This window comes from Microbacterium awajiense (assembly GCF_039536545.1).
GTDB classification, from domain to species: Bacteria; Actinomycetota; Actinomycetes; order Actinomycetales; family Microbacteriaceae; genus Microbacterium; species Microbacterium awajiense.
In genome coordinates this window covers 1291023-1314511 of sequence record NZ_BAAAYU010000005.1, presented here as the reverse complement: position 1 = coordinate 1314511, position 23489 = coordinate 1291023, and the positions used below count along the sequence as shown (strand labels likewise).

Below are 23489 nucleotides of genomic sequence, written 5' to 3'. Positions count from 1 at the left end.
TCAGCGGGCTACGCGGCGCGGAAGCGGTTCTCGTGGTGCCAGGCGAGCGCGTCGGGGTCGGGCGCGAGTCGGGGATTCTCTGGCACGCGGATCTTGAACGCGGCGGCCTCTTTCTCGTAGAACTCGACGCCGTTCCATCCGCGCGCGCGGAGCGCTGGACTCACACGCAGGCGGAGGTCGGCATCGATGCCGAGGTAGCCGCGGTCATAGAGGGTATGCACGTCGGACCTGAGCAAGAGGGCATTGGACACCTGGTGGGTGCCACTGTCGTGCGCGAAGTCGCGAATGTGCGCGGCCTCCAAGCTCGGGTACGTCTTGCTGCTCGTTACCGCGCAGCGGAAGTCGTACGCCTCGTCGACCGCGCGACGGAACCTGCCCTGCCCCATCCGTGGGCTGACGAGAGCCGGATCGCCATACTTTGGCCCGTCCCACTCGATCGCCGTGCTCCGAAGGTCGGTGTCCCAGCTGAAGTCAACGCGAGCATTGCGTTGCATCAGTTGAAAGGCCTGCAGCACATACTCCGAGTCCGGTTTCCGTTCTCTGCCGAGCGTCTCGTAGCCCTCGATGGTGACGTTGTTCAGCGACCAGTTCGGGGGTTGCGGGAGTTCCTCACCGCGCGGTGCGAAGAACACGTTGCGGAGGATGATGCAGCCGATGGTGGGGTCGGGATCATCCACCCACCGCTTATTCGAACGGTATGCCCGCACACGGTCGAGCAGCTCCTGCTCGGTGGCAACTCCGTTTCCTTGTCCCCAGATCGTCCATGCCTCGCTGACGGGCATTTCGAAGTAATCCTCGAAGAAGCCGCCGCCAACCAGCGAGTAACCGGGAATGTCAACGTCGCGGAAAGCGCCGGGTCGCTTCGTCTTGAACAGGAAGGGTCCGCCCTCCTGCAACGCCTTGAACCCGTGTGGGGAAGGCTGCCAGAAGTTCACGTCCGTGATCGCATCACGGTCCCGCAAGAACGCGGCCCAGCGGCTGTCAGTCACTCCGACGACGATCCGCACGCCACGATGCTAGCGGCCACCTGCCGCACGCGTCCGCGCCGACCACTCCGGGCGTTCGCACGCGTCCCGCTCACGCGCGCTGCCCGGATGCGCCGATCAGCGGGACAACGCGGCGATGACTCGGGCAAGCACTCGGAGGTGCCATCCGACGCGGCTCATGCGTACGTGGCCTGATTGGCGTGGCTGCGGAGCCGTGAATCAGATGCTCTTGCTCAACGCCGAGGAGATGAACCCTGGGAACACGCGGGCGAAGCTGTCAGCGGTCGCGACCACCCACTGCACCAGCTCGGCCTGTTGACCCGGGTCGGCGCTATCGCCGCGGTGCTCGATGACGATTCGGCACGCCTTTCGCTCAGGAAGCTCGCGCCAGTCGAGGGACATTTTGAGCTGAGCCTCAATCACCTGGCGCTCGTCGAGCAAATCAGCGAAAAGCTGCTTGTTATTGGGAATGTGAATCTCAACCGCAACGCGCTTCTCGAGAGAGTTCGTGGTCAGTGAGATGTGGGCTTGAGAGGTGCCAATCGATACATCGAACCAATGCTGCGCCTTCGGCGTTTGCCAGCGCTTGATGCGAGGCGCAGCGCCGAGGCCGAACTCACGCACTCTCTCGAAGAATTCCCGCTGGAGGATGTTCACCTCGCTCACTTGAGTCACCGACGCGGCGCTCTGCCGCACGTCCTTCGCCCAGTCGTTCGGTTTCGCGATCGGATTGAATCGGGGTGCCGGGAGCGAGTCACCGATCCGCCAGGCCTCAATCTGAACGAGGAACACGTGGACCTCGCTGGTCGTGTTTTCGTTGAGCCACTCAACGGCCTGCTGATGCTCTTCCTTGGCCGTTTCGGCAACCCACACGATCACCTCAGCTCCGAGGCCCGCGGCGTAGGTGATGATCTTCCCGAGATGATCGTGGTCAGTCGCCGCGAGCTGGTTCTCAATGACGACCTTCCGGCCGGAGTCATCCGTCGCCAGGATGTCAACGAAGAACCTGCCGACCGAAACTTCAGTTTCGGCCTCGTAGAGCTCTATCCCCAGCGCCTCGCCGAGCTGCTCGAGGTTGTCCGGCTTCGCAAGCCACTGAGTGAAGTCGAGAGCCTCGTGCGCCCACACTTCCCGTAGGGACACAGGCTGCAGTCTGCCCAGCGTGCTCATCGCTCTACCTCTCCGTGCCGTTGCTCCACCGAACGTACAGGTTGGCGCGAGCGTTCGGGACACATGCACGTCTCGGAGCCTCCAGCGGTCAACGCCCGTCTGAGGATCGGATGAGCTCGACCGGGAGGCGACTCAGGTGGCGGGCGCCCAGCTGGCGGCTTCGGCTGTCATGGATGCGCGAGCTCGCGAAAGCGTAACCAACTTGCCAGGGTTCTTCGCCAGGTTCATGGGCGGGACGAAGTGGTGGATCACCGCCGTTTCCACGGCATCCAATGTCGGACTCATTCCTGAGGGTGCGGGCCACACCGCCAGCATTAGCCGTTGGTGCATCCATTCGGTGAGCCGATCGTCACCACCGTCAGCCAAGCCGTAGTTGGCGAAGCGCTCAGGTTTGCTGCGGTTCCTCGGAACCGCTCGCAGTCTGAGTTGTTCGCGCAACAGGGCCGCGAATGATCTGCGCACCGTTGAACTACCTGTGCGAGCGACCGAACCGGGAATCGCTGCGAAGTGTCCATTGAGATCGCGGGAGACCAGACTGTCCTCCGCCTTGCCGATGTATAAGGGTCGATCGGCCTCGACCGGGAGGCCAAGGTCGGCCCACGCTTGCTCGTCGCCATAGATGGCGTACAGCCCCGGCTTGGAGGGGACGTTCGTGCCAGCGTCGACGATCGCCCATCGACTTCCGCTCAACGTGGCAATGGCACTACCGACAAGTTGCGTTGGACCCGGTGAGGTTGTCATGGCGATGACAGTAGTGGGCGCATACGACGCGCATTCCTACCTCCGCGCAGCGTTCTGGAGATCCGGCGCACGCACGGGGTCCCGCCACCGCGCACTGCCCGCAAGGGGATCCCGCGGCGGCTAGTTTGCTCGTTCCCTATCGCCGCGCCACCAGAGCGCGACCCAGAGGCCGCAGCGGCGGCAGATTCGTGCTCGCCCTTCCTCGAGCTCGTGAACCTTCGCTCGCGGCAGCGAGCGGCCGCAGCACGAGCAGATCACGCTGTCAGTGTCCATGCGAACCGATCGCCTCCACCAGTTGGTCTACCGTCGGCGTCCCCGCGAGCCCGTCCGGTGTGAGATAGACGCGGCAGGCGAGGTCCGACGTGCGCCCCTCGGTGGGAAAGAGGTCCTCGTCGTCGAGGGTGATCGTCGGTGAGCCTGCGAATGGGAGCGCGACGGCTTCCTCGCGGGTGCGAATGAGGCGACTCTTCACCACTGTCGAAGCGTCCCCGAGGCGATCCAATGCCTGATGGACTCTGTCGTCCGCGCGCTTCCAGTTCGGGCAGTCGTCGATGTGGAGGACCTCGATCTTCATGCCCTCGATTGTCCCGCCGATCCACTCAACGAAACAGGTGCGCGCGTCGTCGGCGCACGCGACGTCCCGCTACCGCGCAATGCCCGTGTGCGGATCGCGCTCGCGCATTTCGAACGCTCGGCGTAGCGTCGCATCGTGGACCCGCTCGACGACGCGCAACAGCCCCGGTGTCCCGAGTGCGGAGCCGTACTCCACAGCGCAAGGAACGGCTTCGTGTGCCGCGTCTGTGACCTCATCTTCCTGGACACGTTCTCAGGCCCGGAGCGCATCGAACCCGCCAAGTGACCGCTGCACCGTCGCCAGCCGACTTGTCCACCCAGACGCTCCATCGTGCGGCGCGTCGAGGGACACTCCCGGGCGCAGGGGGGCGGCGGCGTACGGGCCTTTCGGCCTGCTCGATAAACTCCTCGCAGGAGGCTAGATGACGGTCGATTCGTCGGCGTGGCGCGCAAACGACGCTGCGAGGTTCGACCTCGCCCGTGAATCCGTGGGCGACGTAGTCGCGTTGTTGCTAAGTCTCTCGCGCACGGGAGTGCTCGACACCGCGGCCTCTCTCGATGAGGCGAAGCGAATCCGCGGCGATCTTCTTGAAGCCGGCTTCGATCGAGCGCGCCTGGACAAGTTGCTCACCGATGTCGAGGTACGAGCGGCTGAGCTTGAGGGCCTGCGGCAATGACCGACCTCGCCCTGACGGAACTAGACGCGAAGCGAATCTTCGACGAGCTCATCGTGCCAGTCGTCTTTCCCGACCACCCGCGCGGTGAAACTCCGGCAATGACTCTCGTCGTGGGTCAGCCCGGTACCGCCGTGACGCGTGCCGCGAATCAGTTCGCTGACGGACAGGCCGCAGCAGTCCTGAGCGCTGTCGAGTTACGCGCGTTCCACCCCCGCTACCTCGAGCTGTCGCGTGACCGGTCGAACGCGGGCGCGCGCATCCTGCAGGACTCGGCTTCAGTGTGGATGCGGAGCGCGCTTCAGCACGCGAGGACCAACAAGCGATCACTGCTCCTCGACGGCACGTTCAGCTCGTCGGAGGTTGCTCTGGCTGCCACGGGCCTGTTCAGCACCAGCGGCTTCAAGACCGCCGTCACAGTAGTCGCCGTGTCTCGGGCTGAGAGCCTCCTCGCCTTGACGTCCAAGTCTCTGCTTGACGCCCGCATGGGGCGGGCGTCGCCCTTCACGACCCTCGCAGACCACGACAACCTGTATCTCGACAGCCGCGCGCTGGTCGAGACTCTCGAGGCAACGCCGAGCGTGGACCGCCTCACCCTTATCGATGGCCACGGGACCAAGTTGTTCGATGCATCACGCCTCGACCCGCGCGAGTTCGCGGGCGCCGTCGCCGCGCTCGATGACGCACGCGTGACCCGGCAATCGGCCGGCCGAGCGATGCGATGGCTATCCGAGCTGCGTGCAGCGACCGACTACGCGGTGTCCCTTCAACAGATTCCCGTCTCGCTCGCCGAGGTTCTGGCCCAACTCCATGAGATCGGACGCGACGAAGTCGTGCCTGGGCTGCGTCTTCCCCAGGATTCGCAGGCGCGCCCGAACGCGGAAGCGGCGCTCGAGAGAAGACTCCTTGCCATTCGACAGTCGAGCAAATTCGAGCGTCGTCCAGAGCACCGACACGGCCCGCCGGTCTCAACCCCCGACGTCGATCGCGGCATCTCTCTCTAGCGGACCAGAACGGATGAACCCGCGCCGGCAGGCCGAGTCTCGACCCGGCGCTCAGCTCACAACCGAGTACGCTGCGGGTGAAGCGCCCAGCCCCGCAGCAGCAACTAGCGTGATCGCCACCAACGTCGCCATCACGGCTGATACTCGAATGGCCGTGGCGAACTGGCCGCGCCCCACCGCAATCGCAAGTCTCGGCAGCATGGCCGCAAATGCCGCACTACACACGCACATCAACCCCAGCGCCATCGCCAGCTGCTCGTTCATAGGATCTCCCGCCGAGCCCTTCGGGCCCCTCGGCATCAGCATGCAACCCTCCTCCGACATCGCCGTCTATCGAGCCGGGCGCATGCGCTGTCGATGCCACTTCGCCCTCAACCTCATTCGCCACCATCCCTCCGACAATGGCGAATCAAGCGGTCGGGGCTGGTGGAGTATCGGGACCGTGAAGTAGCGGAGCGAGCGCAGCGAGTGAGCATGCTTCGCGAAAGCCCGGTGCGCAGCCGGCACCGACTGCTATCCTCTCGAGCTTCGGAGGGTTGCCGGCTCACTCCCCTGCGAGCGCCATCAGCTCCGCAACGAAGGCTCGACGGTCGGCCGCTGGGTCGGCGATCGCGGCGGTGAATCGCTGCCACCACTCCCCACGCGTTCGGTCGTCCAGCGCTCGGAGCGGCTCCATCGCCCACTCGACGTCTTCTTCCACGACGTAGCCAGGCTCCTCGATTCCCTTCTCCGGGTAGTACGTGAAAGCGGCCACCGCGACTCGTGCAAGCGCGGCCTCAACTTCCGATCGGTCGAGCACGGCGGCTCCCTTCGACTGGGTGTTCATAGCGATAGTCCTCCAGATGTCGACGGCGGTGTGGCACGTCGTACTGGTCTGCGTCGTGTCGTCGGCGAACGCCGGGGCTCGTGCCGCAGTCGGTCGTTGATCTCGCGGGCAATGGCGTCCATGCGCGCCGCTTCCGCAGCAGCCGCCTCTCGCTTGCGACGCGCGGCCGCTTCGCGTTCGCTCTCGCGGCGTCGGCTTGCCATCACGGGTCGGATCGCGTCGGAGTCGGCGTCGATTCCGGCTGCGAGGCGCGCCCGGGCGCTGGATCGGTTCCACCGGGCGAGCTCGCGAGCCGATGTCTTCGGCTCGCGGCGGATCGCCTTCACTTCGTCGGGCGTGCGCGGCCGCGTGAAGAACTCGTCTGCGGCGGATGCGTTCGCAGCACGCTCACTCGCGGTCAGGCGGTGCAGGCGTCGGGGTGGCAATCCCAGCTCGCGGCGGCGCTTCTCTCGCGCACGCCACAGGCGCTGCTTCTCGAGCTGCTTCTCGCGGTTCGCCCAGTAGTACGCGCGCCGGCGCTCGCGGACCTCGTCGCCGTGCTCGGCGTAGTAGCGCTCCGCAGCGGCGCGCTTGATCTCAGGATTGTCCCGGTGCTTCGCGCGTAGCTTTGCGTTCTGTTCGTCCTTGTGCGAGTCGCGCCAGCGCTTGTTGCGCTGCTTCTTGGCTTCGCGGTAGCCCTCGGGGTCAGCGGCACGCTGCGCCCGCCGTCGCTTGCGCTGATACTCGAGGTTGGCCTTTGGGTCTGCTGCGTAGCGCTCGCGAGCTTTCACGCGCCGTCTTTCGGCGGCTGCGGCGGCCCTGCGGGCCTTTGCGGCGCGTCGGCGCTCACGCTCTCGGTTCTCTCTTCGAATCCGCTCGAGGTGAGCGGTACGGAAACGGTCGCGGTACTCCTTCACCTTCTCGGGGTTTCGCGCCTTCCATTGCCGCTTCCGTTCCCGCTCGTCGTCCGCGTGCGTCTGTCGGTATCGCCGATCGATCTCGCGTTTGCGCCGGCGACGCTCTTCATCGTCGAAACGCTTGTCACCGCCGGCGCCAGCCCCGCTGTCGGACAACGTCACCGCCCGCCCTCGGTAGTCAGGCGAGAGATCAGGTCCTTCACGCCGTCGGGTGCGAAGCCCGCCCAGTGCACGCCTTCACCTGCCTCGACAACCGGAGCGGTCGCATAGCCGAGATCCTTTGTAACGTGAGCGCGCTGCTCGGCGTTCGCAGGATCGGAGAGATCGACGCGTTCGAACACGAGGCCCGCGGCTTCCATCAGCCGCTCGGTCATGCGGCACTGCATGCACGCCTCGCCACTGGAGTAGACGACGACTCGGATCATGGCAGGATCCTCCATTTGTGTAAGTTCCAACAGGTATTCCCGAGTGAATCACTTTCTGCTACCCTGCACAAGTAGGAAGTGCGAAAGCGCCGTGCGGTTAGACAAACTAGGGAGGTGAAGGTCGACGTGAAGACACTCGAGGGCAAGAAAGTCACGTGGCGCACAGCCACGCAGCCGGTCGGGTCCGCACTGCGCATTACACCCGGATTCGTCGCAACGACGGCGGATGCCGAACTCGGCGTAGAGACATCGGTCACCGCTCGCTACGTCCGCGACGAAGGGCGGTACGTCATCAAGGGGGTCACCAATACCGCGACCCGTGACGACGTGGAGGTCAACTACCCCACCGTCGCGAAAGTCGGGATGCAGGCCATTGTGCAAGCCGCCGCGGTGCGCTGCATCTTCCTCACCCTCGAGGAAGAGAGCGACCCGAAAGCCGTCTGGCTCTCGGTGGATCAACTGACGACAGCCGAAGGTCGGATCCTGCCGCCGCTCGTGGCTGCAGAGGTGATCAAACGCGGCGGGAGTGCGCTGCGCATGGAGGTCGTGGAACTGCTCTACGGCAGCGCAGCTCTGGCTGGACTACCTCCGGCCAAGCGCATCCAGCACGAACTCGGGATCCCTCACCGCACTGCGTCGCAATGGATCATCGACGCACGCAAGGCGGGACGCCTGGATGGCATGAACTACAACGCCGGCCGTCCTGCAGGTGCTTGAAGAGTCCCCCACAGAGACATCAGACCGCGCTGAGCACCTCGAGTGCTTCTTCTACTCTGAGGCGGAGGCCGCAGATCGGCTCGGCCTCCACCGAACGACCCTGCGGAGCCTCGCGCTCGCAGGGAAGTCACCTGTCGAGGCGATCCACCTGACGGAGCATCGTCGCGTCTACAGACGGATCGACATCCACCGATTGGCAGGCATCGACCAATGATCGAACCGCGACGAACCAAGGGCGGAAGGACCTATTACCTCGTGCGGGTGAAGTCCGGCCGTGAACAGGTCGCCACCAAGGCGTTCGATACGAAGCGGGAAGCCGAGACTTGGGAACGCGAGCAGAAGCACATGCTGGAGACGGGGCGACCGCTCGCCCCCAAGCGAACCTTCACCTTCCAGAAGCTCGTCACAGAGTTCCTTCGCTCACGAGAACTTGGAAACCCGCACACCTTCGACACGGACAAGAACAATCTCGCGACATTGTCTCCGACATTGCTGAGACGCCCACTCGCCTCGATCCATGCGGCCGACATGCGGGCTCACCTCCTGGCACAGATCCGGAGCGGGAAGAAGCCGTCCACGGTCGCCCGCGCGAAGACAACGTTGAGCGCGATGTTCACGTATGCCGACGAGCAGGGTCTACTCCATCAGCCTCACCCGATCCGCACGATGGTCAAGATCCCCGAGCTGTCCGTTGTCGCCCAACGCGCGGTCGGGCCCAAGGACATCCCAACCGCGGTGCAGATGACGCGCACGCTCAAAGCGATCCGCGAGCGCCGTGCCCTGATCGCGGACGTCTTCGAGTTCATGTCGCTGACCGGAGTGCGATGGGGTGAGCTGCGGGCAATCCGGGTCGACTGGCTCGCCGAGGTCCCGCTCCCCCAACTCCTGGTGAACCGCTCACATTCGGATCGATACGCCGAGAAGGATCCCAAGTCGTGGCGCGGGACCCGGCAGATCCCGCTCTCGCCCCGCGCGCTCGCGATCATGAAGCAGCACTCCGCGGGGAAGGCTCCCGATGACTACCTCTTCACCAACGAGTCAGGCGGGCAGCTCTCCGTCGGGGTCGTGAGGAAGTTCCCACTGGGGTTCCGGCGTCATGCGCTGCGGCACTACGCGGCCTCGACCTGGTTGCGGCTCGGAACCCCGGTGAACGAGGTTGCCGAATACCTCGGCGACGATCCTCGCACCGTGCTCGCCGTATACGCGCATGTCCTGGGCGAAGAGCAAAGACTTGCACATCTGCGTCGAATCGCCGATGCAGAGGCCGCAGAAAACGACGGGGGTCACCTGGGGGTCACTTGGCGCGAAAACGCACCCCACGGCTGATCGAGACACCACGTGCCCGAAACGCGAAAAACCCCGTTTCACCGGGGGTTTTTCTGCGGAGACGGAGGGATTTGAACCCTCGGTCCCCGTGAGGGGACTCCACCTTAGCAGGGTGGTGCACTAGGCCTGACTATGCGACGTCTCCAGGCGTCCGGCGACCTGGGTCACGCGAACACACCCGGCAATCATAACCGCTCGACCCAAGGCATCCGAACCGGCGTGAGCTCGAGGAGACGGCACCGGCAGACGGACCGAACCACCCCGAGACCCGCACCGCGTTCGGAGTCAGCCCTCGAAGCCTCGCAGGTTGCCGTTCGAGCACGTCTCCTGTGCAGCGGTGGAGCCGGTGATCGACGACGGAAGCTCGACAGCTTCCTCTGCCGGCTCGGTCGTGGCACCCGGAGTCGGCGACGACGACCCGGACGGCTCGGGCGAGGGCGAGGGCGACGCCGACGGCTCGTCGGTCGGTTCGACGACGACGACCCCGTCGTTCGACCCGGCCTCGCCGGTGAGCTTGATCGGCTTGTTCGCCTCGAGCGCCGCCCACAGCGCATCGGCCGACTGCGCGTCGGGGATCACCTTGTTCGGGTCGGCGGGGTCGGGGAGCACCGGATACTGCACGAACACGATCTCGTCGAACGGCACGTTCTTCACGGCGAGGGCGACCTGCACCAGTGTCAGCGGGTTGGTGAGGCTCTGACTGGGCGTCACGTTGTCGACCGCGGTGGTCGCCAGCTTGTAGAGGGTGGCGGGGTTCGACAGCACCTCTTCGCTGATGAGCTTGCGAGCCAGGCGCGACATGTACTGCTGCTGGTTCGAGATGCGGCCGAGGTCCGAGCCGTCGCCGACGCCGTGGCGCGTGCGCAGGAACTGCAGCGCGTCCATCCCCGAGATCGTGCGGTTCCCGGCCGGCCAGTCGATCCCGGTGTAGCTGTCGCGGATGCCGGACGCCAGGCAGACCTCGACGCCGCCGATCGCGTTGGTGACCTCGATCACGCCGCCCCACGTGACCTTCGCCGCGAACGGGATGTTCTGACCGGACAGCTGCGCGACGGTCTTGACGACGCACGCGAGGCCACCGTACGAGTAGGCCGAGTTGATCGGCTGCTTGCTCATCGCCCCGGTCTCGCTGCCGTCCTCGCTGGTGCAGGACGGGATCGGGACCATGAGGTCGCGCGGGAACGAGATGACGGTGACCCGTCGCGGCTCGTCCGAGATGTGCACGAGCATGTTGACGTCGTTGAGTTCGCCCTCCGCATCGGCGCCGGTGCAGCGGTCGCCGAAGTACGCCGCGTACTCGGGTTCGCAGGCATCCGTCCCCGCCAGGAACAGGTTGACGCCGCCCTCGATCGCGCCGATGTCGGGCGGAACAGCCGCCTGGCCCTCAAGCTCGACCGCGTCGCTGGTGAAGCTCGCGGTCAGGTCGATCGCCGCGTACGCGGCCACACCGGCACCCGAGACGAGAACGACGCCGAGGACGATTCCCAGCACCTTGAGCAGCAGAGCGAGCGGGTGCGGCGACGACAGCTCACCGTGGCGCGCCACCGTGTGGCGGCCGCGCGGGGGTCGGGCTGCCTGGGTCACTCGGGTCCTCTCGGGCGGGGGGATCTGCGGAGGGTGTGGGATTCGAACCCACGGGACATCGCTGCCCACTGGTTTTCAAGACCAGCTCCATCGGCCGCTCGGACAACCCTCCCGACGGGATGCTTCGGGCTTCGGAGCATCCTGTCGAACAGGCGTCGAGTCTAGTCGACGGAGCAATCGCTCCATTTTCCCCGGCCCGGCTGTGGAAGGGCTGGACGACGCTCCGGACTAGAGCTCGCGCAGCACTGCGGCGACGCCGCCCTCATGCACCGTGCCGGTGATCTCTCCGGCGGCGTCGTGCACCTCGGGCGGCCCCTGCTTCATGGCTATCGCCCGACCGCCGTTCTCGAGCGCCCAGCGGAACATCCCGATGTCGTTGCGTCCGTCGCCGATCACCAGCACGTGTGCCGGGTCGACGCCCAGCTCGGTGCGGACGAGTTCGAGCCCGGTGCTCTTGTCGACGCCGTGCGGAGCGATGTCGAGCCACGCGGTCCAGCCGACGGCGTACGACACCTGGCTCAGTCCGATACGGTCGACGAGCTCGACGAAGTCCCTCTCGCCCTGCTCGGGCGAGACGACCACGACCCGCGACACCGGCTGGGCCGAGAGCTCCTCGAACGGCACGCGACGTGCCTCATGCAGGTTCCAGTCGTCGAGATACTCGGTGTAGAGCCGGCGGCCGTCGGGCAGTTCGACGAGGTAGCGGGCGTCCGGCAGGTGCTCGCGCAGCTGGGCGAGCACCTCGTGGGGGTCGAACTCCTCGACGTGGAACCGCTCGTACAGCAGGTCGTCGGCGTCGATGCGCCGCAGCACGACCGCGCCGTTGGAGCACACGACGAACTCGGGTGCGATCTTGAGAACACGCAGGATGCCTCGCGTGCCCTCCCAGCTGCGCCCGGTGGCGATCATCACCTCGTGGCCGGCGCGGTGCGCGTGCTCGACGGCCTCGACGACGCCGGGGCTCAGGGTCTCGTCCTCGAGCAGCACCGTGCCGTCGATGTCGAGGACGATGAGCAGCGGCTCGATGCCGACATCGGGGTCTTCGGTGTCGCGCGCGATCTTCTCGACGAGCTTCGCGGCCTTCTTCGCCTTGACGACGCGGACGCTGCCCGTAGGCGGGAGGCGCGCTTCGCTCACGCGATCGGCTCCATGACCTCGAGACCCCCGAGATAGGGGCGCAGAACCTCGGGCACCACGACCGACCCGTCGGCGCGCTGATGCGTCTCCAGCAGCGCGACGATCCACCGCGTGGTGGCGAGAGTGCCGTTGAGGGTCGCAACGTGCTGCGTCCTGCCCCCGTCGGGCCGATGACGGATGTCGAGCCGACGCGCCTGGTAGGTCGTGCAGTTCGAGGTGCTGGTCAGCTCGCGGTAGGCATCCTGCGTGGGCACCCACGCCTCGACGTCGTACTTGCGCGCCGCGCTCGATCCGAGGTCGCCGGCGGCAACGTCGATCACCCGGTACGACAGACCCAGATCCTGCAGCATCCGCTCCTGCATCCCGACCAGGCGCAGGTGCTCGCTCTCGGCGTCGTCGAGGCTGGTGTACACGAACATCTCGAGCTTGTTGAACTGGTGCACACGGATGATGCCGCGCGTGTCCTTGCCGTACGAACCCGCCTCGCGGCGGTAGCACGTCGACCATCCCGCGTACCGTTTGGCACCCGCAGACAGATCGAGGATCTCGTCCATGTGGTACCCCGCGAGGGGCACCTCGCTCGTGCCGACGAGATAGAGGTCGTCCTCTTCGAGGTGGTACACCTCGGCGGCGTGCTGTCCGAGGAATCCCGTACCGCGCATCACCTCGGGCCGCACGAGCGTCGGCGGCACGAGCGGCACGAACCCCTCCTGCAGCGCACGGTCGAGGGCGAGGGTCATCAGTGCGAGCTCGAGGCGTGCCCCGATGCCGGTGAGGAAGTAGAAGCGGCTGCCCGACACCTTGGTGCCGCGCTCCATGTCGATCGCGCCGAGCTTCTCGCCGAGTTCGAGATGGTCGCGCGGCTCGAAGTCGAACACCGGCGGCTCGCCATGGGTGCGCAGTGTGACGAAGTCGTCCTCACCGCCCGCGGGCACTCCCTCGATCACGACGTTCTCGATGATCGACAGCGCCTGGTCGGCGGCCTCCTCAGCCGCCGTCACCGCGTGCTGGGCGGCCTTGACCCGCTCGCTGAGGTCTTTCGCCGCTGCGACCAGTGCCGCCTTCTCGTCCTTCGGAGCCTGAGCCACGCGCTTTCCGTGGACATTCTGCGCGGCGCGCAGTTCTTCGAACGCGGTGATCGCCGCGCGGCGCTCGCGGTCGGCCTCGAGCGCGGCATCCACCGCGGCGACGGACTCCCCCCGAGCCTCCTGCGAGCGCTTGACCAGCTCGGGATTCTCACGAAGAAGGATGGGATCGATCACCCGACCATCCTAGGCGCGGGCTGTGGACAGCGCCTGGCCGTGAGCACAACTGCTCGGGTCCGGCCATCTGCGCGTTGCGGCGACCACCGGCGCACTCATCCCGTATAGACGGCGACGAGGGCCGCCCGATCGCTGAACCAGCGCGCATAGACGGCCTCGAGCTCGGGCGCGAAACCGCCCGGCGGCATCACCTGCGTGCCCAGGTATGCGAACAGCTCGGTCGGCAGCGACGCGGGGTCACCGCGCACCGAGCCGTCGATCTGCTGCTGGATGGGGTCGTCTGCGGGGATCTTCGCGTATTCCGCCGCGACGAGATCGTCGACGGTGGCGACCTCCCACGAATCGAGCTGGTCGTAGGCCGCATGGAGCAGCTCGTGCGCGAGCACGGTGACGGCCGTGCCCGGCGCGAAGGGGTCGACCTCGTCGCTGATGAGGATGAAGCCGTTCGAGCTCCAGCATCCACTTGTCACCAGATCGGGGTCCTCGCCCGTGCCGCACATGTCGGCGATCTCGTCGAGCGACGCGGTGCGCGGCCGCTGTCGGAACAGCAGGTCGCGTCCCTCCTGGGTGAGCTGTGCGCTGTCGGCGAGCGCGACGACCTGCTCCTCCGGGCTCGGCGGTCCGCCTGTGAACAGCTCGCTGGTGAAGGTCGAGACGCGCTCGGGACCGATGAAGGTGACGCCGGCGAAGAGGATGCCGCACACCACCGCCACGGCGAGGCCGATCCGCGCACCGCTGGAGCCTCGACGCCGAGGCGGCGGATCCGGGAACCGTCCGGGCTCGAACAGGGTCACACGCGAACCCTATCCCGGCTTCACGCAGCCGCGGCGGGCTCTAGGGTGTATGCATGGCGGCCTCCCCCGATGACACCCGTGCGGAGCCGACGGTGGATGCCGTGACGGATGCCGCGCCCCGGCCCCGTCGCGCCGCCCTGATCTACAACCCGATCAAGGTCGACCAGCAGAAGCTGCGCGGCTGGGTGACACAGGCGTCCGCGGATGCCGGGTGGGGCGAGCCGCTGTTCGCCGAGACTCGCATCGAAGACCTGGGCGACGGCGTCACCCGCGAGGCCCTCGCCCAGGGCGTCGATGTCGTGATGGTGGCCGGCGGCGACGGCACGGTGCGTGCCGTGTCGGAGGCCATGAGCGGCAGCGGCGTGCCGATGTCGATCGTGCCCAGCGGCACCGGCAACCTTCTCGCACGCAACCTGCGACTGCCGCTGGAGCAGCCTCGCAAGATGGTCGAGGCCGCGTTCCACGGCGACACCCTCGCGATGGACGTCGGCTTCGCCCACATCACGCGCCCCGGCGGCGAGACCGACGACCACGCGTTCGTGGTGATGGGCGGGATCGGCCTCGACGCCGCGATGATCCAGCACACCAACCCGCAGTTGAAGAAGACGGTCGGCTGGGTCGCGTACGTCGACGGCGCCGCCCGGTCGCTCGCGAACGCCCAGCCGTTCCGGGTCACCTACCAGCTGGCCGGTCACCGCCTGCACACCGGCAAGGTGCAGAGCATGCTGTTCGCGAACTGCGGGTCGCTGCCGGCCGGGCTCGAGCTCATCCCCGAGGCATCCGTCGCCGACGGTGCGCTCGACGTCGTGATCTTCCAGCCCAAGGGCACGCTCGGCTGGGTCTTCGTCTGGCGCCGTGTCGCGTGGGACAACAGCGTGCTGCGGCGCTTCCGCGCGGGACGCGAAGTGCTGAAGCTGCGCACGAAGGACAACTCGGTGCGCTACTACAAGGGCGACGGTGTCGAAATGGCGGCGCAGGAGCCCAAGCCCGTCCAGCTCGACGGCGACGAGTTCGGCGTGGCGGTCGGCATCAGCTGCCACATCGCACCCAAGTCGCTTCTGGTCTCGGTGCCCGCAGGCCACGACGTCTCGAAGCTCTGACCCCGGGGCGGCTTCGTCCGCCGGGGCTCGTACTGTCGTTCAGCCGCGCAGGAAGATCTCGTCGCCCTCGAAGTGGGCGAGCTCGATGTTGGTCTCCACCCGCTGGATGCCGTCGATCTGCCACACGCTGCCGAGCAGGACGTTCTGCAGGTTCACCTGATCGCGGATACGGAAGCGCACCAGCAGGTCCCATCCGCCGGTCACGATGTGCACGGCCACGAGTTCGGGGATCCGGCGCAGCTCGTTGACGATGCTGACGAGGTCGGCACCGGTGCCCGTCGCGATCGACATGTGCACCATCATCGGCAACCCGGCCTCGGCCCAGCCGATCTCGAGCGTGTAGCCGCGGATGACGCCCATGCGCTCCATGCGCGCGATGCGCTCGCCGATCGCCGGCGGCGAGAGCGGCACTTCCTTCGAGAGCGCACGCTGCGACTTGCGCGCGTCCGATCTCAGCGCCGTGAGGATGCTGACGTCGATCTCATCGAGCACGACCGGTTCGACCGGCCGGGCGATGAGATCGGCCAGGGCCGCCAGTGGCGACGTGCTGACCGGACTGGCGGTCGGCCCGTGCCGGCGTCGGTCCTCGGTGGCGCTGTATCCGTCCATATCCGATCCCCTCATCGGTCGGAGCGATTGATCGTCCAACTATGGCATCACGACGCCCGCGCACCATCATGGCGCGCAATATTTGTGCGCCGCGTCGAAGAACGATTTGTGCGCCGCGTCGAAGAACGGCCGCGTGCGCACCCACGAGGCTGTGGCGCACGCACGCGGGCCGCGGATTCCAGGACGATCTGCGGACCGCCGACCTCGCTGTGCGTGTCAACCCCCGTCGGCCCGAGCCCGCATGTCGGAAGGATGAGACCATGACCGGCCCTTCGATCGTGTGGTTCCGCGACGACCTGCGCATCGCCGACAATCCTGCACTGCGCGCCGCCCTCGATCGCGGCGAGCCGGTGATCAGCCTCTATGTGCTCGACGCGGAGTCCGACGGCGTGCGGCCGCTCGGTGGCGCCGCCCGATGGTGGCTGCACCACTCGCTGGCCTCGCTCGACGCGCGGCTGCGCGAGCGCGGGTCGCTGCTGATCCTGCGCCGCGGCCCCGCCGAGCGCGTGGTCGCCGAGACGGTGAGGGATGCCGCAGCGGGCGCCGTGCTGTGGAACCGCCGCTACGGCGAGGCCGAGCGGGCGGTCGACACGGCGCTCAAGGCCGGACTGCGCGAGGACGGTGTCGAGGTCGAGTCGTTCGCGGCATCCGTGCTCTTCGAACCGTGGACCGTGCGCACGGGCGTCGGCGACCACTACTCGGTGTTCACGCCGTTCTGGAAGGCGTGCCTCGCGCTGCCCGCGCCGCGCGCACCGCTGCCCGAGCCGCGCGAGGTGCCGGGACCCGCGCGTGCACCCGCGACCGACGACCTCGACGAGTGGTCGCTGCTGCCGACCGATCCCGACTGGGCGGAGGGTCTGCGCGAGACGTGGGAGCCGGGCGAACCGGCAGCCCGGCGACGCCTTCGCGCGTTCCTCGACGACGACCTCGGCTCGTACGACGCCGCCCGCGACGAGCCCGCCGCAGGGGCCACCTCCCTGCTCTCACCCCGGTTGCGATGGGGCGAGATCAGCCCCTACACGGTGTGGCACGAAACGGTGGACGCCGCGCGATCCGGGCGGCACGCGGCATCCGCCCACCGCTTCCTGTCCGAGCTCGGTTGGCGCGAGTTCGCGTGGCACACGCTGTTCCACTTCCCGGCGCTCGCCGACAAGAACCTCAAGCCCGAGTTCGACGCGTTCCCGTGGCCTCGACTGCGACCGACGATGCTCGAGGCGTGGCAACGCGGGCGCACCGGCATACCGCTCGTCGACGCGGGCATGCGCGAACTGTGGCGCACCGGGTACATGCACAACCGAGTGCGGATGGTCGTGGCGTCGTTCCTGATCAAGAACCTCATGATCGACTGGCGCCGCGGCGAGGAGTGGTTCTGGGACACCCTGGTCGACGCCGACACCGCCAACAACCCGTTCAACTGGCAGTGGGTCGCGGGGTCGGGGGCCGATGCCGCCCCGTACTTCCGGATCTTCAACCCCGAGCTGCAGGCGGCGAAGTTCGACCCCGACGGCCGGTACGTGGCCCGGTGGGCACCGGATGCCGACGAGCGCGACCAGATCGTCGACCTGCGCGAGACCCGCCAGGCGGCACTGGAGGCGTACGAGGCCGTCAAGCGGGCGCGCTGACCCCGCGCTCGCCCTACCCGCCCGTCCGCCCATCGGCCGGCCTTGTTGTCGAGCGGACGGCAATGCACGCCTTCCCCCGGCGTGTCGCGGGCATTCCCGTCCGTTCGACAGGGGGGTGCGACGATGTACGCGTGACACGGTCAGGATGGTTCGCGACGGGTGCCGCGCTCGCGCTCGGTGCGGGGATGCTCGCGGGATGCGCCGCAGACCCCGAACCGCCGGTCACGCTCGACCCGCCGTCGCCGACGCCGGTCGCCGAGGCCTTTCCCGCCTGCCTCGTCGGCACGTGGACGGCGAGCGGCGAGCAACTGCAGCCCGTCTACGACGCGATCCCCCTCGAACTCGACTACCCGCAAGCCTCGATCGATCCCGACGCGACCGCGACGATCTCCTTCGACGAGGCAGGCGGGTTCACGTTCACGCAGGACGTGCCGGTCGACCTCAGCTGGGAGGGCAACCCCGCCTCCGTGCGCCTCACCGGCTCGATGACGGGAATCGCGACCGCTGCCGACGGGTCCGAGCTCGCCCTCACCCCGGTCGAGAACGACCTCGAGGTGATCCCCGCCGACGATCGAACCGGGAGCGCGCTGTTCGCCGGCGCCACCCAGGAGACACTCGCCGAGTGGCCGGTCGCCGCGTCCGGCTACACGTGCGACGCCGACGAGAGCACGATCGCGCTGTGGACCGAAGGCCACCGGACCACAGTGGCCTTCGCATGGGCGGAATAACGCGAGGGCTGCCCGCGGTTCGCCTCTGATGATGTCTGCCGATCGGCCCCCCGCCCTTTCCGTCCTCGACCTGGTGCCCGTACGGGCAGGGCAGAACAGCCCGCAGGCCGTTGCGGCCTCGCTGGCCCTCGCCGCGCGGGCCGACGAGCTCGGCTTCCGCCGGTACTGGTTCGCCGAGCACCACAACATGCCCGCGGTGGCATCGACGACCCCGCCGGTCCTCGCGGCCGCTGCGGCGGCCCGCACCCGGCGCATCCGCGTCGGGTCGGGCGGCGTGATGCTGCCCAACCACGCGCCGCTCGTCGTCGCCGAGCAGTTCGCCGCCCTCGAGGCGATCGCGCCCGGGCGCATCGACCTCGGCATCGGTCGCGCGCCCGGCAGCGATCCGGTGGTCACCCACCTGCTGCGCCAGAGCGGGCCGACCAGCGATGTCGAGCGCTTCCCCGAGCACGTGCGCGACATCATGGCCCTCGTCTCGCCCGAGGGCGCGTCGCTGCGGTTCACGTCGGGCGGCACGTACGACGTGCACGCCACCCCCGCGGCATCCGGCACCCCCGAGGTCTGGCTGCTCGGATCCAGCGACTATTCGGCGCAGCTGGCCGCGAGCCTGGGTCTGCCGTACGTGTTCGCCAACCACTTCTCGGGCGAGGGCCTCGAGCGCGCTCTCGACCTCTATCGCGCCCAGTTCCAGCCGTCGGCCGCCGCCGCCGAGCCCCGGACTTTCCTCACGGTCAATGCGATCGTCGCACCGGATGCGGGTGAAGCCGAAGAGCGGATGCTGCCGCAGGCCCGCATGATGGCGCGCCTGCGCGGCAACCGGCCTCTCGTGCCGCTGGAGACCGTCGAGCAGGCCGCCGCGGCCGAGGCCGAGGACGGCCTCGCGGGTGCGCTCGTCGACTCGCTGCGGGATCGGTGGTTCGTCGGGACCGCCGACGACGTGGCATCCCGCATCGCGACGTTCGCCGAGCGGTGGGGGGTCGACGAGGTCATGGTGTCGCCGGTCGCGGCGTCGTACGACGCCGAGCCGCTGGACGTCTCACCCGGCCGGCTGCAGACGCTGGAGCTGCTGGCGGCGGGCGGCCCCAACTCCTGAGATCCGGGCCGGCACCCCGCCGAAACGGCCTCAACCCCCGCCGAGCCGACCGTTCTTCAGGAGTTCGGCACGCCGCACGGCGGCTACTGCGGGTCGGGCTCGCCGCTGATGAGGCCCCGCAGCCAGTCGCGCGCCTCGACGAACACGTCGTCGGAGTACCGATCGGGATAGTGGACGACCGCGCGGTCGGCCCGAGGATACGACCCCAGGAACACGACCTGCGGACTGAACCGGCGAAGCCCCAGCAGCGCGTCGGCCATGCGCTCGTCGTGGATGTGACCATCCGCGTCGATGACGAAGCGGTATCGCCCGAGCTCGTCGCCGATGGGGCGCGACGCCAGCAGCGAAAGGTTGATGCCGCGCGTGGCGAACTGCTCGAGCATCTCGAGCAGTCCGCCAGGGTGGTCGTCGGGCAGTTCGACGATGAGCGAGGTCTTGTCGGCACCGGTCGGCGGCGGCGGAGCCACCGGCCGCGAGACGAGCACGAACCGGGTCACCGCGTTCGCGTTGTCGCCGATCGAGGTCGCCAGCAGCTCGAGGTCGTGATGCTCGAGGATGCCGGGTGGCGCGATCGCGGCATCCGCATCGCTCGTCCCCTCGACGAGGCCCGTCGCGGATGCCACGTTGCTGGCGGCCGGGATGTGCGCGTGGGACGGGAGTGTGCGGGTGAGCCACTGCAGGCACTGGGCGTAGGCGACGGGGTGCGCCGCCACAAGGGCCACATCGTCGAGGGTGGTGCCGGGGCGGCCCACGAGCACGAAGTCGACCGGCACGAGGTACTCCCCCACGATCCGCAGCCCGGGGATCGTGGCGAGTGCGTCCTGCGCGGTCGAGACTCCGCCGTCGACCGAGTTCTCGATCGCGATCATCGCCGCGTGCGAGCGGCCCGAGACGACGTCGTCGAGGGCCTCGCCGACATTGTGCACCGGATGCCACACCTGCCCGCGCGCCTCGGGCACCTGCGCGAGTGCGGCCTCGGTGAACGTGCCTGCCGGGCCCAGGAAGCTGTACCTGCGGCGGACGGGTTCGGATGCCTCGACGGCGGCGGCCTCGGAAGTCACGCGTGACAGCCTATTGCGGATGACGCTCGGCTCCGCGGGGGCCGCATCCAGATGACCGGGCGTGTCAACCCGGTGCACTCCGGGCCCGAGACAGGCAGACTGTTCTCATGAGTCGTGCAGGACAGCCCGCCGAAGCCTCCGACCTCATCGACATCGATGAGCTGATCAACGCCTACTACGACAGGAAGCCCGACCCGCAGGTCGCCGAACAGCGCGTCGCGTTCGGGACCAGCGGCCACCGCGGGTCGTCGCTGTCGTCGTCGTTCAACGAGGATCACATCCTCGCGACCACCCAGGCGATCGTCGACTACCGGCGCGCGCAGGGCATCGAGGGCCCGCTGTTCCTCGGCCGCGACACGCACGGTCTGTCGCTGCCGGCCGAGCGCAGCGCGGTCGAGGTGCTCGTCGCGAACGGCGTCGACGTGCGGCTGGACTCCCGCGACTCGTGGGTGCCGACCCCCGCGCTGTCGCACGCGATCCTCACCCACAACCGGGGCCGGGATGCCGCGGACCCGGGCAGGGCCGACGGGATCGTCGTCACCCCGAGCCACAACCCGCCCCGCGACGGCGGCTTCAAGTACAACCCTCCTCACGGCGGTCCGGCCGACACCGACGCCACGGCGTGGATCGCGGACCGCGCCAACGAGCTGATCGCAGCCGGCCTCGAGGGCGTCTCGCGTACGCGCCACGCCGACATCGACCTCGACGCCCTCGGCACCTATGACTTCCGCGACGTGTACGTGCGCGATCTCGCGAACATCATCGACGTCGAGGCGATCAAGCGCGCGGGCGTGCGGATCGGCGCCGACCCGCTCGGCGGGGCATCCGTCGACTACTGGACCCTCATCGGCGAGCTCTACGGACTCGAGCTGACCGTCGTCAATCCCGAGGTCGACCCGACCTGGCGGTTCATGACCCTCGATTGGGACGAGAAGATCCGCATGGATCCGTCGTCGCCGTCGGCGATGGCCGCCCTCGTCGCCCGACGTCATGACTACGACATCCTCACCGGCAACGATGCGGATGCCGACCGGCACGGCATCGTCACGCCCGACGCCGGGCTCATGAACCCCAACCACTTCCTCGCAGTCGCGATCGACTACCTGTACGCGCACCGCGACGGATGGCCGGGCGACGCGGCGATCGGCAAGACGCTGGTGTCGTCGATGATCATCGACCGGGTCGCCGAGTCGCTCGGCCGCACGCTGCTGGAGGTGCCGGTCGGGTTCAAGTGGTTCGTGCCCGGCCTTCTCGACGGCTCGGTGGCGTTCGGCGGCGAGGAGTCGGCGGGCGCGTCGTTCCTTCGCACCGACGGCTCGGTGTGGACGACCGACAAGGACGGCATCCTCCTGTGCCTGCTGGCGGCCGAGATCCTCGCGGTGACGGGCAAGACCCCGTCGCAGCGCTACGCCGAACTCGAAGCCGAGTTCGGCGCGTCCGCCTACCAGCGTGTGGACGCGCCGGCGACGCCCGCGCAGAAGGCGGCGCTCGCGAAGCTGTCCCCCGAGGCCGTCACCGCGACCGAACTCGCCGGCGAGCCGATCACCGGAAAGCTGTCGCACTCTCCGGGCAACGGCGCCGCGATCGGCGGCCTGAAGGTGCAGACCGAGCACGCCTGGTTCGCCGCGCGGCCATCGGGCACCGAAGACGTGTACAAGCTGTACGCCGAATCGCTGCGCGGACCCGAGCACCTCGCCGAAGTGCAGGCCGAGGCCCGCGCGGTCGTGACGGAGGCCCTGGGCGGGGCGTGAACCCCCGCCGGGTCGATCGGTCGAATCGCCGTCCCTCGGTCACGCCGGGCTGAGCTCGCCCCGCACGATCGAGTCGCCGGAGTGCGCCGGGTCGCCGTCGATCGGCTCGACCGACACATCGACCAGGTTGTACTCGGCGAGGTCGACGCCTTCGGGGATCACGAACGACCCCGTGTCGCCGTTGAGCACGCCCAGGCTGATGAGGGCGCCGGCGTCGTTGCGGATGAGCCACACCTCTCGGTAGGTGTCGGGTGCGGTGTCGCTGCCGACCGTGACCACGAGCGTGCGCGTGCCGTCTCGTGCCTCCTCGACGCCGGCGGTGCCCGTGGCATCCGGATGCGCGGGGAACGGCGCGAGCTGCGCGGCCGCGATCTGAGTCGGCGCGTTGAACGATTGCACGACCCAACCCGCCACGCCGACACCGGCCACCAGCACGAAGACGGCCGCGAGCGCCCACAGCGTCCGGAACCCTCGGCCCGCCGCCGGCGGTTCGCCGGGCGGCTCCGCGGTGGGGGCGGCCTGCGGGGGGGAGGGCGGTGCTTCCACGGGCGGCGCGGCGGTCGCCGATTCCGGGGTCGTCGGGCCGGCGGCATCCGGCTCGTCGATCGTCGCGGTCGAGACGGTGCGCAGCCCCAGTTCCTCGTGGATGGCATGCCACACGCGCTCGGGCGGCGCCTCGAGGGCATCGTCCTCGGCGGCGACGGTTCGGGCGACCTGCACGGTGGACTGCAGTCCGTCGAGTTCGGCGGCGCACTGCTCGCAGGCGCGCAGGTGCGCGCAGTCGGCGAGGGATGCCACCGACTCGCCGAGGGCGAGCAGTGTCAGCTGTTCGGGATCAAGGTGCGACACGGGTGACCTCCAATCTGTCGCGCATCCGGGTGAGACTTCGTCGCAGGTGGCTCTTGACGGTGCCCAGCGGCATGTCGAGCCTGCGAGAGATCTCGGCGTGGGTCAGGTCATCGTAGAAGGCCAGGCGCACGACCCGCTGCGCATCGGGTTCGAGCCGGTCGATCTCGTCGGCGACGAGGATCGTGTCGGCCAGATCGGGGGGCTCGCGCACCAGGTCTTCCGCCGTGGTGGTGCGCAGCACCTCCTCCTGCACGGCACGCACGCGCGCTCGGGCCTCGTGCGCGTCCGCGATGCGCCGCCGGGCGATCACGATGAGCCAGGTCGACAGCTTCGCCTTCGCCGGGTCGAACGACTCCCGCGAGGTCCAGGCCGACACGAACGCCCGCTGGGTGACGTCCTCCGCATCGCCGCGGTCGCCCAGCGACCGCAGAGCGAGGGTGAACACCACCGGCGACCAGCGACGGTAGAGCTCTTCGAGCGCCCGCTCATCACCGAGGCGGAACCGACTGGCGAGTGCTGCCTCTGCGCCGTCGTCATCCATCGGGGCATCTCCTTGATCGG

At 68.2% G+C, this 23489-nt stretch carries 25 protein-coding genes and 2 tRNA genes; 9 read left to right on the top strand and 18 right to left on the bottom strand.

All coding sequences use genetic code 11. The features are described 5' to 3' along the window. Window positions 1–8 precede the first annotated feature (8 nt). The 4 genes from ABD663_RS12780 to ABD663_RS12765 all read right to left on the bottom strand — a co-directional run bounded on the left by ABD663_RS12780 (window position 9) and on the right by ABD663_RS12765 (window position 3471). On the bottom strand, window positions 9–1007 hold the full coding sequence (locus ABD663_RS12780; RefSeq protein ID WP_344739136.1) for an HNH endonuclease: 999 nt from the start codon (window positions 1005–1007) through the stop codon (window positions 9–11). Between the two features lie 198 nt (window positions 1008–1205). Then, window positions 1206–2156, bottom strand: a complete 951-nt coding sequence (locus ABD663_RS12775; protein ID WP_344739134.1) for a DUF4268 domain-containing protein — start codon at window positions 2154–2156, stop codon at window positions 1206–1208. A gap of 132 nt (window positions 2157–2288) precedes the next feature. Continuing rightward, window positions 2289–2897, bottom strand: a complete 609-nt coding sequence (locus ABD663_RS12770; RefSeq protein ID WP_344739132.1) for a GIY-YIG nuclease family protein — start codon at window positions 2895–2897, stop codon at window positions 2289–2291. Window positions 2898–3159: 262 nt separating this feature from the next. Next, complete coding sequence (locus tag ABD663_RS12765; protein ID WP_344739130.1) at window positions 3160–3471, bottom strand: thioredoxin family protein; 312 nt, start codon at window positions 3469–3471, stop codon at window positions 3160–3162. 421 nt (window positions 3472–3892) lie between these two features. Between ABD663_RS12765 and ABD663_RS12760 the strand changes: the two genes are divergently transcribed. Both ABD663_RS12760 and ABD663_RS12755 read left to right on the top strand, forming a co-directional pair. Further along, entirely contained in the window at window positions 3893–4147 is a 255-nt protein-coding gene (locus tag ABD663_RS12760) for a hypothetical protein (RefSeq protein WP_344739128.1), read from the top strand. Further along, window positions 4144–5148 (top strand): zeta toxin family protein, encoded by a 1005-nt coding sequence (locus ABD663_RS12755; RefSeq protein ID WP_344739126.1) that lies wholly within the window; start codon window positions 4144–4146, stop codon window positions 5146–5148. The genes ABD663_RS12760 and ABD663_RS12755 overlap by 4 nt, the downstream gene beginning before the upstream one ends. A 51-nt stretch (window positions 5149–5199) precedes the next feature. On the opposite strand, the gene ABD663_RS12750 is transcribed toward ABD663_RS12755, so the two are convergent. The 4 genes from ABD663_RS12750 to ABD663_RS12735 form a co-directional block, all read right to left on the bottom strand. Further along, the gene (locus ABD663_RS12750; protein WP_344739124.1) at window positions 5200–5412 is read right to left on the bottom strand and encodes a hypothetical protein; all 213 of its coding nucleotides are present in this window, start codon (window positions 5410–5412) and stop codon (window positions 5200–5202) included. A gap of 280 nt (window positions 5413–5692) precedes the next feature. Further along, window positions 5693–5974 (bottom strand): hypothetical protein, encoded by a 282-nt coding sequence (locus ABD663_RS12745; RefSeq protein ID WP_344739122.1) that lies wholly within the window; start codon window positions 5972–5974, stop codon window positions 5693–5695. After that, the gene (locus ABD663_RS12740) at window positions 5971–6744 is read right to left on the bottom strand and encodes a hypothetical protein (RefSeq protein WP_344739120.1); all 774 of its coding nucleotides are present in this window, start codon (window positions 6742–6744) and stop codon (window positions 5971–5973) included. Before ABD663_RS12740 ends, ABD663_RS12745 begins: the two co-directional genes overlap by 4 nt. Before the next feature lie 284 nt (window positions 6745–7028). Beyond that, complete coding sequence (locus tag ABD663_RS12735) at window positions 7029–7295, bottom strand: glutaredoxin domain-containing protein (RefSeq protein ID WP_344739118.1); 267 nt, start codon at window positions 7293–7295, stop codon at window positions 7029–7031. Between the two features lie 114 nt (window positions 7296–7409). On the opposite strand from ABD663_RS12735, the gene ABD663_RS12730 reads away from it, so the two are divergent. After that, a complete protein-coding gene (locus ABD663_RS12730; RefSeq protein WP_344739116.1) occupies window positions 7410–8012 on the top strand; it encodes a hypothetical protein in 603 nt (200 codons plus the stop codon). 210 nt (window positions 8013–8222) lie between these two features. After that, the gene (locus ABD663_RS12725; protein WP_344739114.1) at window positions 8223–9338 is read left to right on the top strand and encodes a tyrosine-type recombinase/integrase; all 1116 of its coding nucleotides are present in this window, start codon (window positions 8223–8225) and stop codon (window positions 9336–9338) included. A 56-nt stretch (window positions 9339–9394) separates the two neighbouring features. Here ABD663_RS12725 and ABD663_RS12720 read toward each other — a convergent pair. The 6 genes from ABD663_RS12720 to ABD663_RS12695 form a co-directional block, all read right to left on the bottom strand. Beyond that, window positions 9395–9483, bottom strand: a tRNA-Ser gene (locus tag ABD663_RS12720). 140 nt (window positions 9484–9623) lie between these two features. Further along, window positions 9624–10922 (bottom strand): LCP family protein, encoded by a 1299-nt coding sequence (locus tag ABD663_RS12715; RefSeq protein WP_344739111.1) that lies wholly within the window; start codon window positions 10920–10922, stop codon window positions 9624–9626. Between the two features lie 27 nt (window positions 10923–10949). Next, window positions 10950–11034, bottom strand: a tRNA-Ser gene (locus tag ABD663_RS12710). Between the two features lie 116 nt (window positions 11035–11150). After that, window positions 11151–12059, bottom strand: a complete 909-nt coding sequence (locus ABD663_RS12705) for an HAD family hydrolase (protein WP_344739109.1) — start codon at window positions 12057–12059, stop codon at window positions 11151–11153. Then, on the bottom strand, window positions 12056–13321 hold the full coding sequence (gene serS, locus ABD663_RS12700) for a serine--tRNA ligase (RefSeq protein ID WP_344739107.1): 1266 nt from the start codon (window positions 13319–13321) through the stop codon (window positions 12056–12058). The genes ABD663_RS12705 and serS overlap by 4 nt, the downstream gene beginning before the upstream one ends. A gap of 95 nt (window positions 13322–13416) precedes the next feature. Further along, window positions 13417–14115, bottom strand: a complete 699-nt coding sequence (locus ABD663_RS12695; protein WP_344739105.1) for a hypothetical protein — start codon at window positions 14113–14115, stop codon at window positions 13417–13419. Window positions 14116–14168: 53 nt separating this feature from the next. Between ABD663_RS12695 and ABD663_RS12690 the strand changes: the two genes are divergently transcribed. Next, window positions 14169–15215 carry a diacylglycerol/lipid kinase family protein gene (locus ABD663_RS12690; RefSeq protein WP_344739103.1) on the top strand — a complete coding sequence of 349 codons (1047 nt, stop codon included), beginning with the start codon at window positions 14169–14171 and terminating at the stop codon, window positions 15213–15215. A 39-nt stretch (window positions 15216–15254) separates the two neighbouring features. Here ABD663_RS12690 and ABD663_RS12685 read toward each other — a convergent pair whose 3' ends face one another. Continuing rightward, window positions 15255–15824, bottom strand: a complete 570-nt coding sequence (locus ABD663_RS12685; RefSeq protein ID WP_344739101.1) for an Lrp/AsnC family transcriptional regulator — start codon at window positions 15822–15824, stop codon at window positions 15255–15257. Window positions 15825–16084: 260 nt separating this feature from the next. Between ABD663_RS12685 and ABD663_RS12680 the strand changes: the two genes are divergently transcribed. From ABD663_RS12680 to ABD663_RS12670, 3 genes are all read left to right on the top strand, one after another. Then, complete coding sequence (locus ABD663_RS12680; protein ID WP_344739099.1) at window positions 16085–17446, top strand: cryptochrome/photolyase family protein; 1362 nt, start codon at window positions 16085–16087, stop codon at window positions 17444–17446. Between the two features lie 131 nt (window positions 17447–17577). Beyond that, window positions 17578–18174: a hypothetical protein gene (locus ABD663_RS12675; RefSeq protein WP_344739097.1), complete on the top strand. Its 597-nt coding sequence runs from the start codon at window positions 17578–17580 to the stop codon at window positions 18172–18174. 31 nt (window positions 18175–18205) lie between these two features. Continuing rightward, window positions 18206–19267, top strand: coding sequence for an LLM class flavin-dependent oxidoreductase (locus tag ABD663_RS12670; protein ID WP_344739095.1), 1062 nt, complete (start codon window positions 18206–18208; stop codon window positions 19265–19267). 83 nt (window positions 19268–19350) lie between these two features. On the opposite strand, the gene pheA is transcribed toward ABD663_RS12670, so the two are convergent. Continuing rightward, the gene (gene pheA / locus ABD663_RS12665) at window positions 19351–20328 is read right to left on the bottom strand and encodes a prephenate dehydratase (protein WP_344739093.1); all 978 of its coding nucleotides are present in this window, start codon (window positions 20326–20328) and stop codon (window positions 19351–19353) included. Between the two features lie 107 nt (window positions 20329–20435). On the opposite strand from pheA, the gene pgm reads away from it, so the two are divergent. Further along, on the top strand, window positions 20436–22079 hold the full coding sequence (gene pgm, locus ABD663_RS12660; RefSeq protein WP_344739091.1) for a phosphoglucomutase (alpha-D-glucose-1,6-bisphosphate-dependent): 1644 nt from the start codon (window positions 20436–20438) through the stop codon (window positions 22077–22079). Window positions 22080–22118: 39 nt separating this feature from the next. On the opposite strand, the gene ABD663_RS12655 is transcribed toward pgm, so the two are convergent. After that, the gene (locus ABD663_RS12655; protein ID WP_344739089.1) at window positions 22119–22928 is read right to left on the bottom strand and encodes an anti-sigma factor; all 810 of its coding nucleotides are present in this window, start codon (window positions 22926–22928) and stop codon (window positions 22119–22121) included. After that, complete coding sequence (locus tag ABD663_RS12650; protein ID WP_344739087.1) at window positions 22915–23469, bottom strand: RNA polymerase sigma factor; 555 nt, start codon at window positions 23467–23469, stop codon at window positions 22915–22917. Before ABD663_RS12650 ends, ABD663_RS12655 begins: the two co-directional genes overlap by 14 nt. Window positions 23470–23489 lie beyond the last annotated feature (20 nt).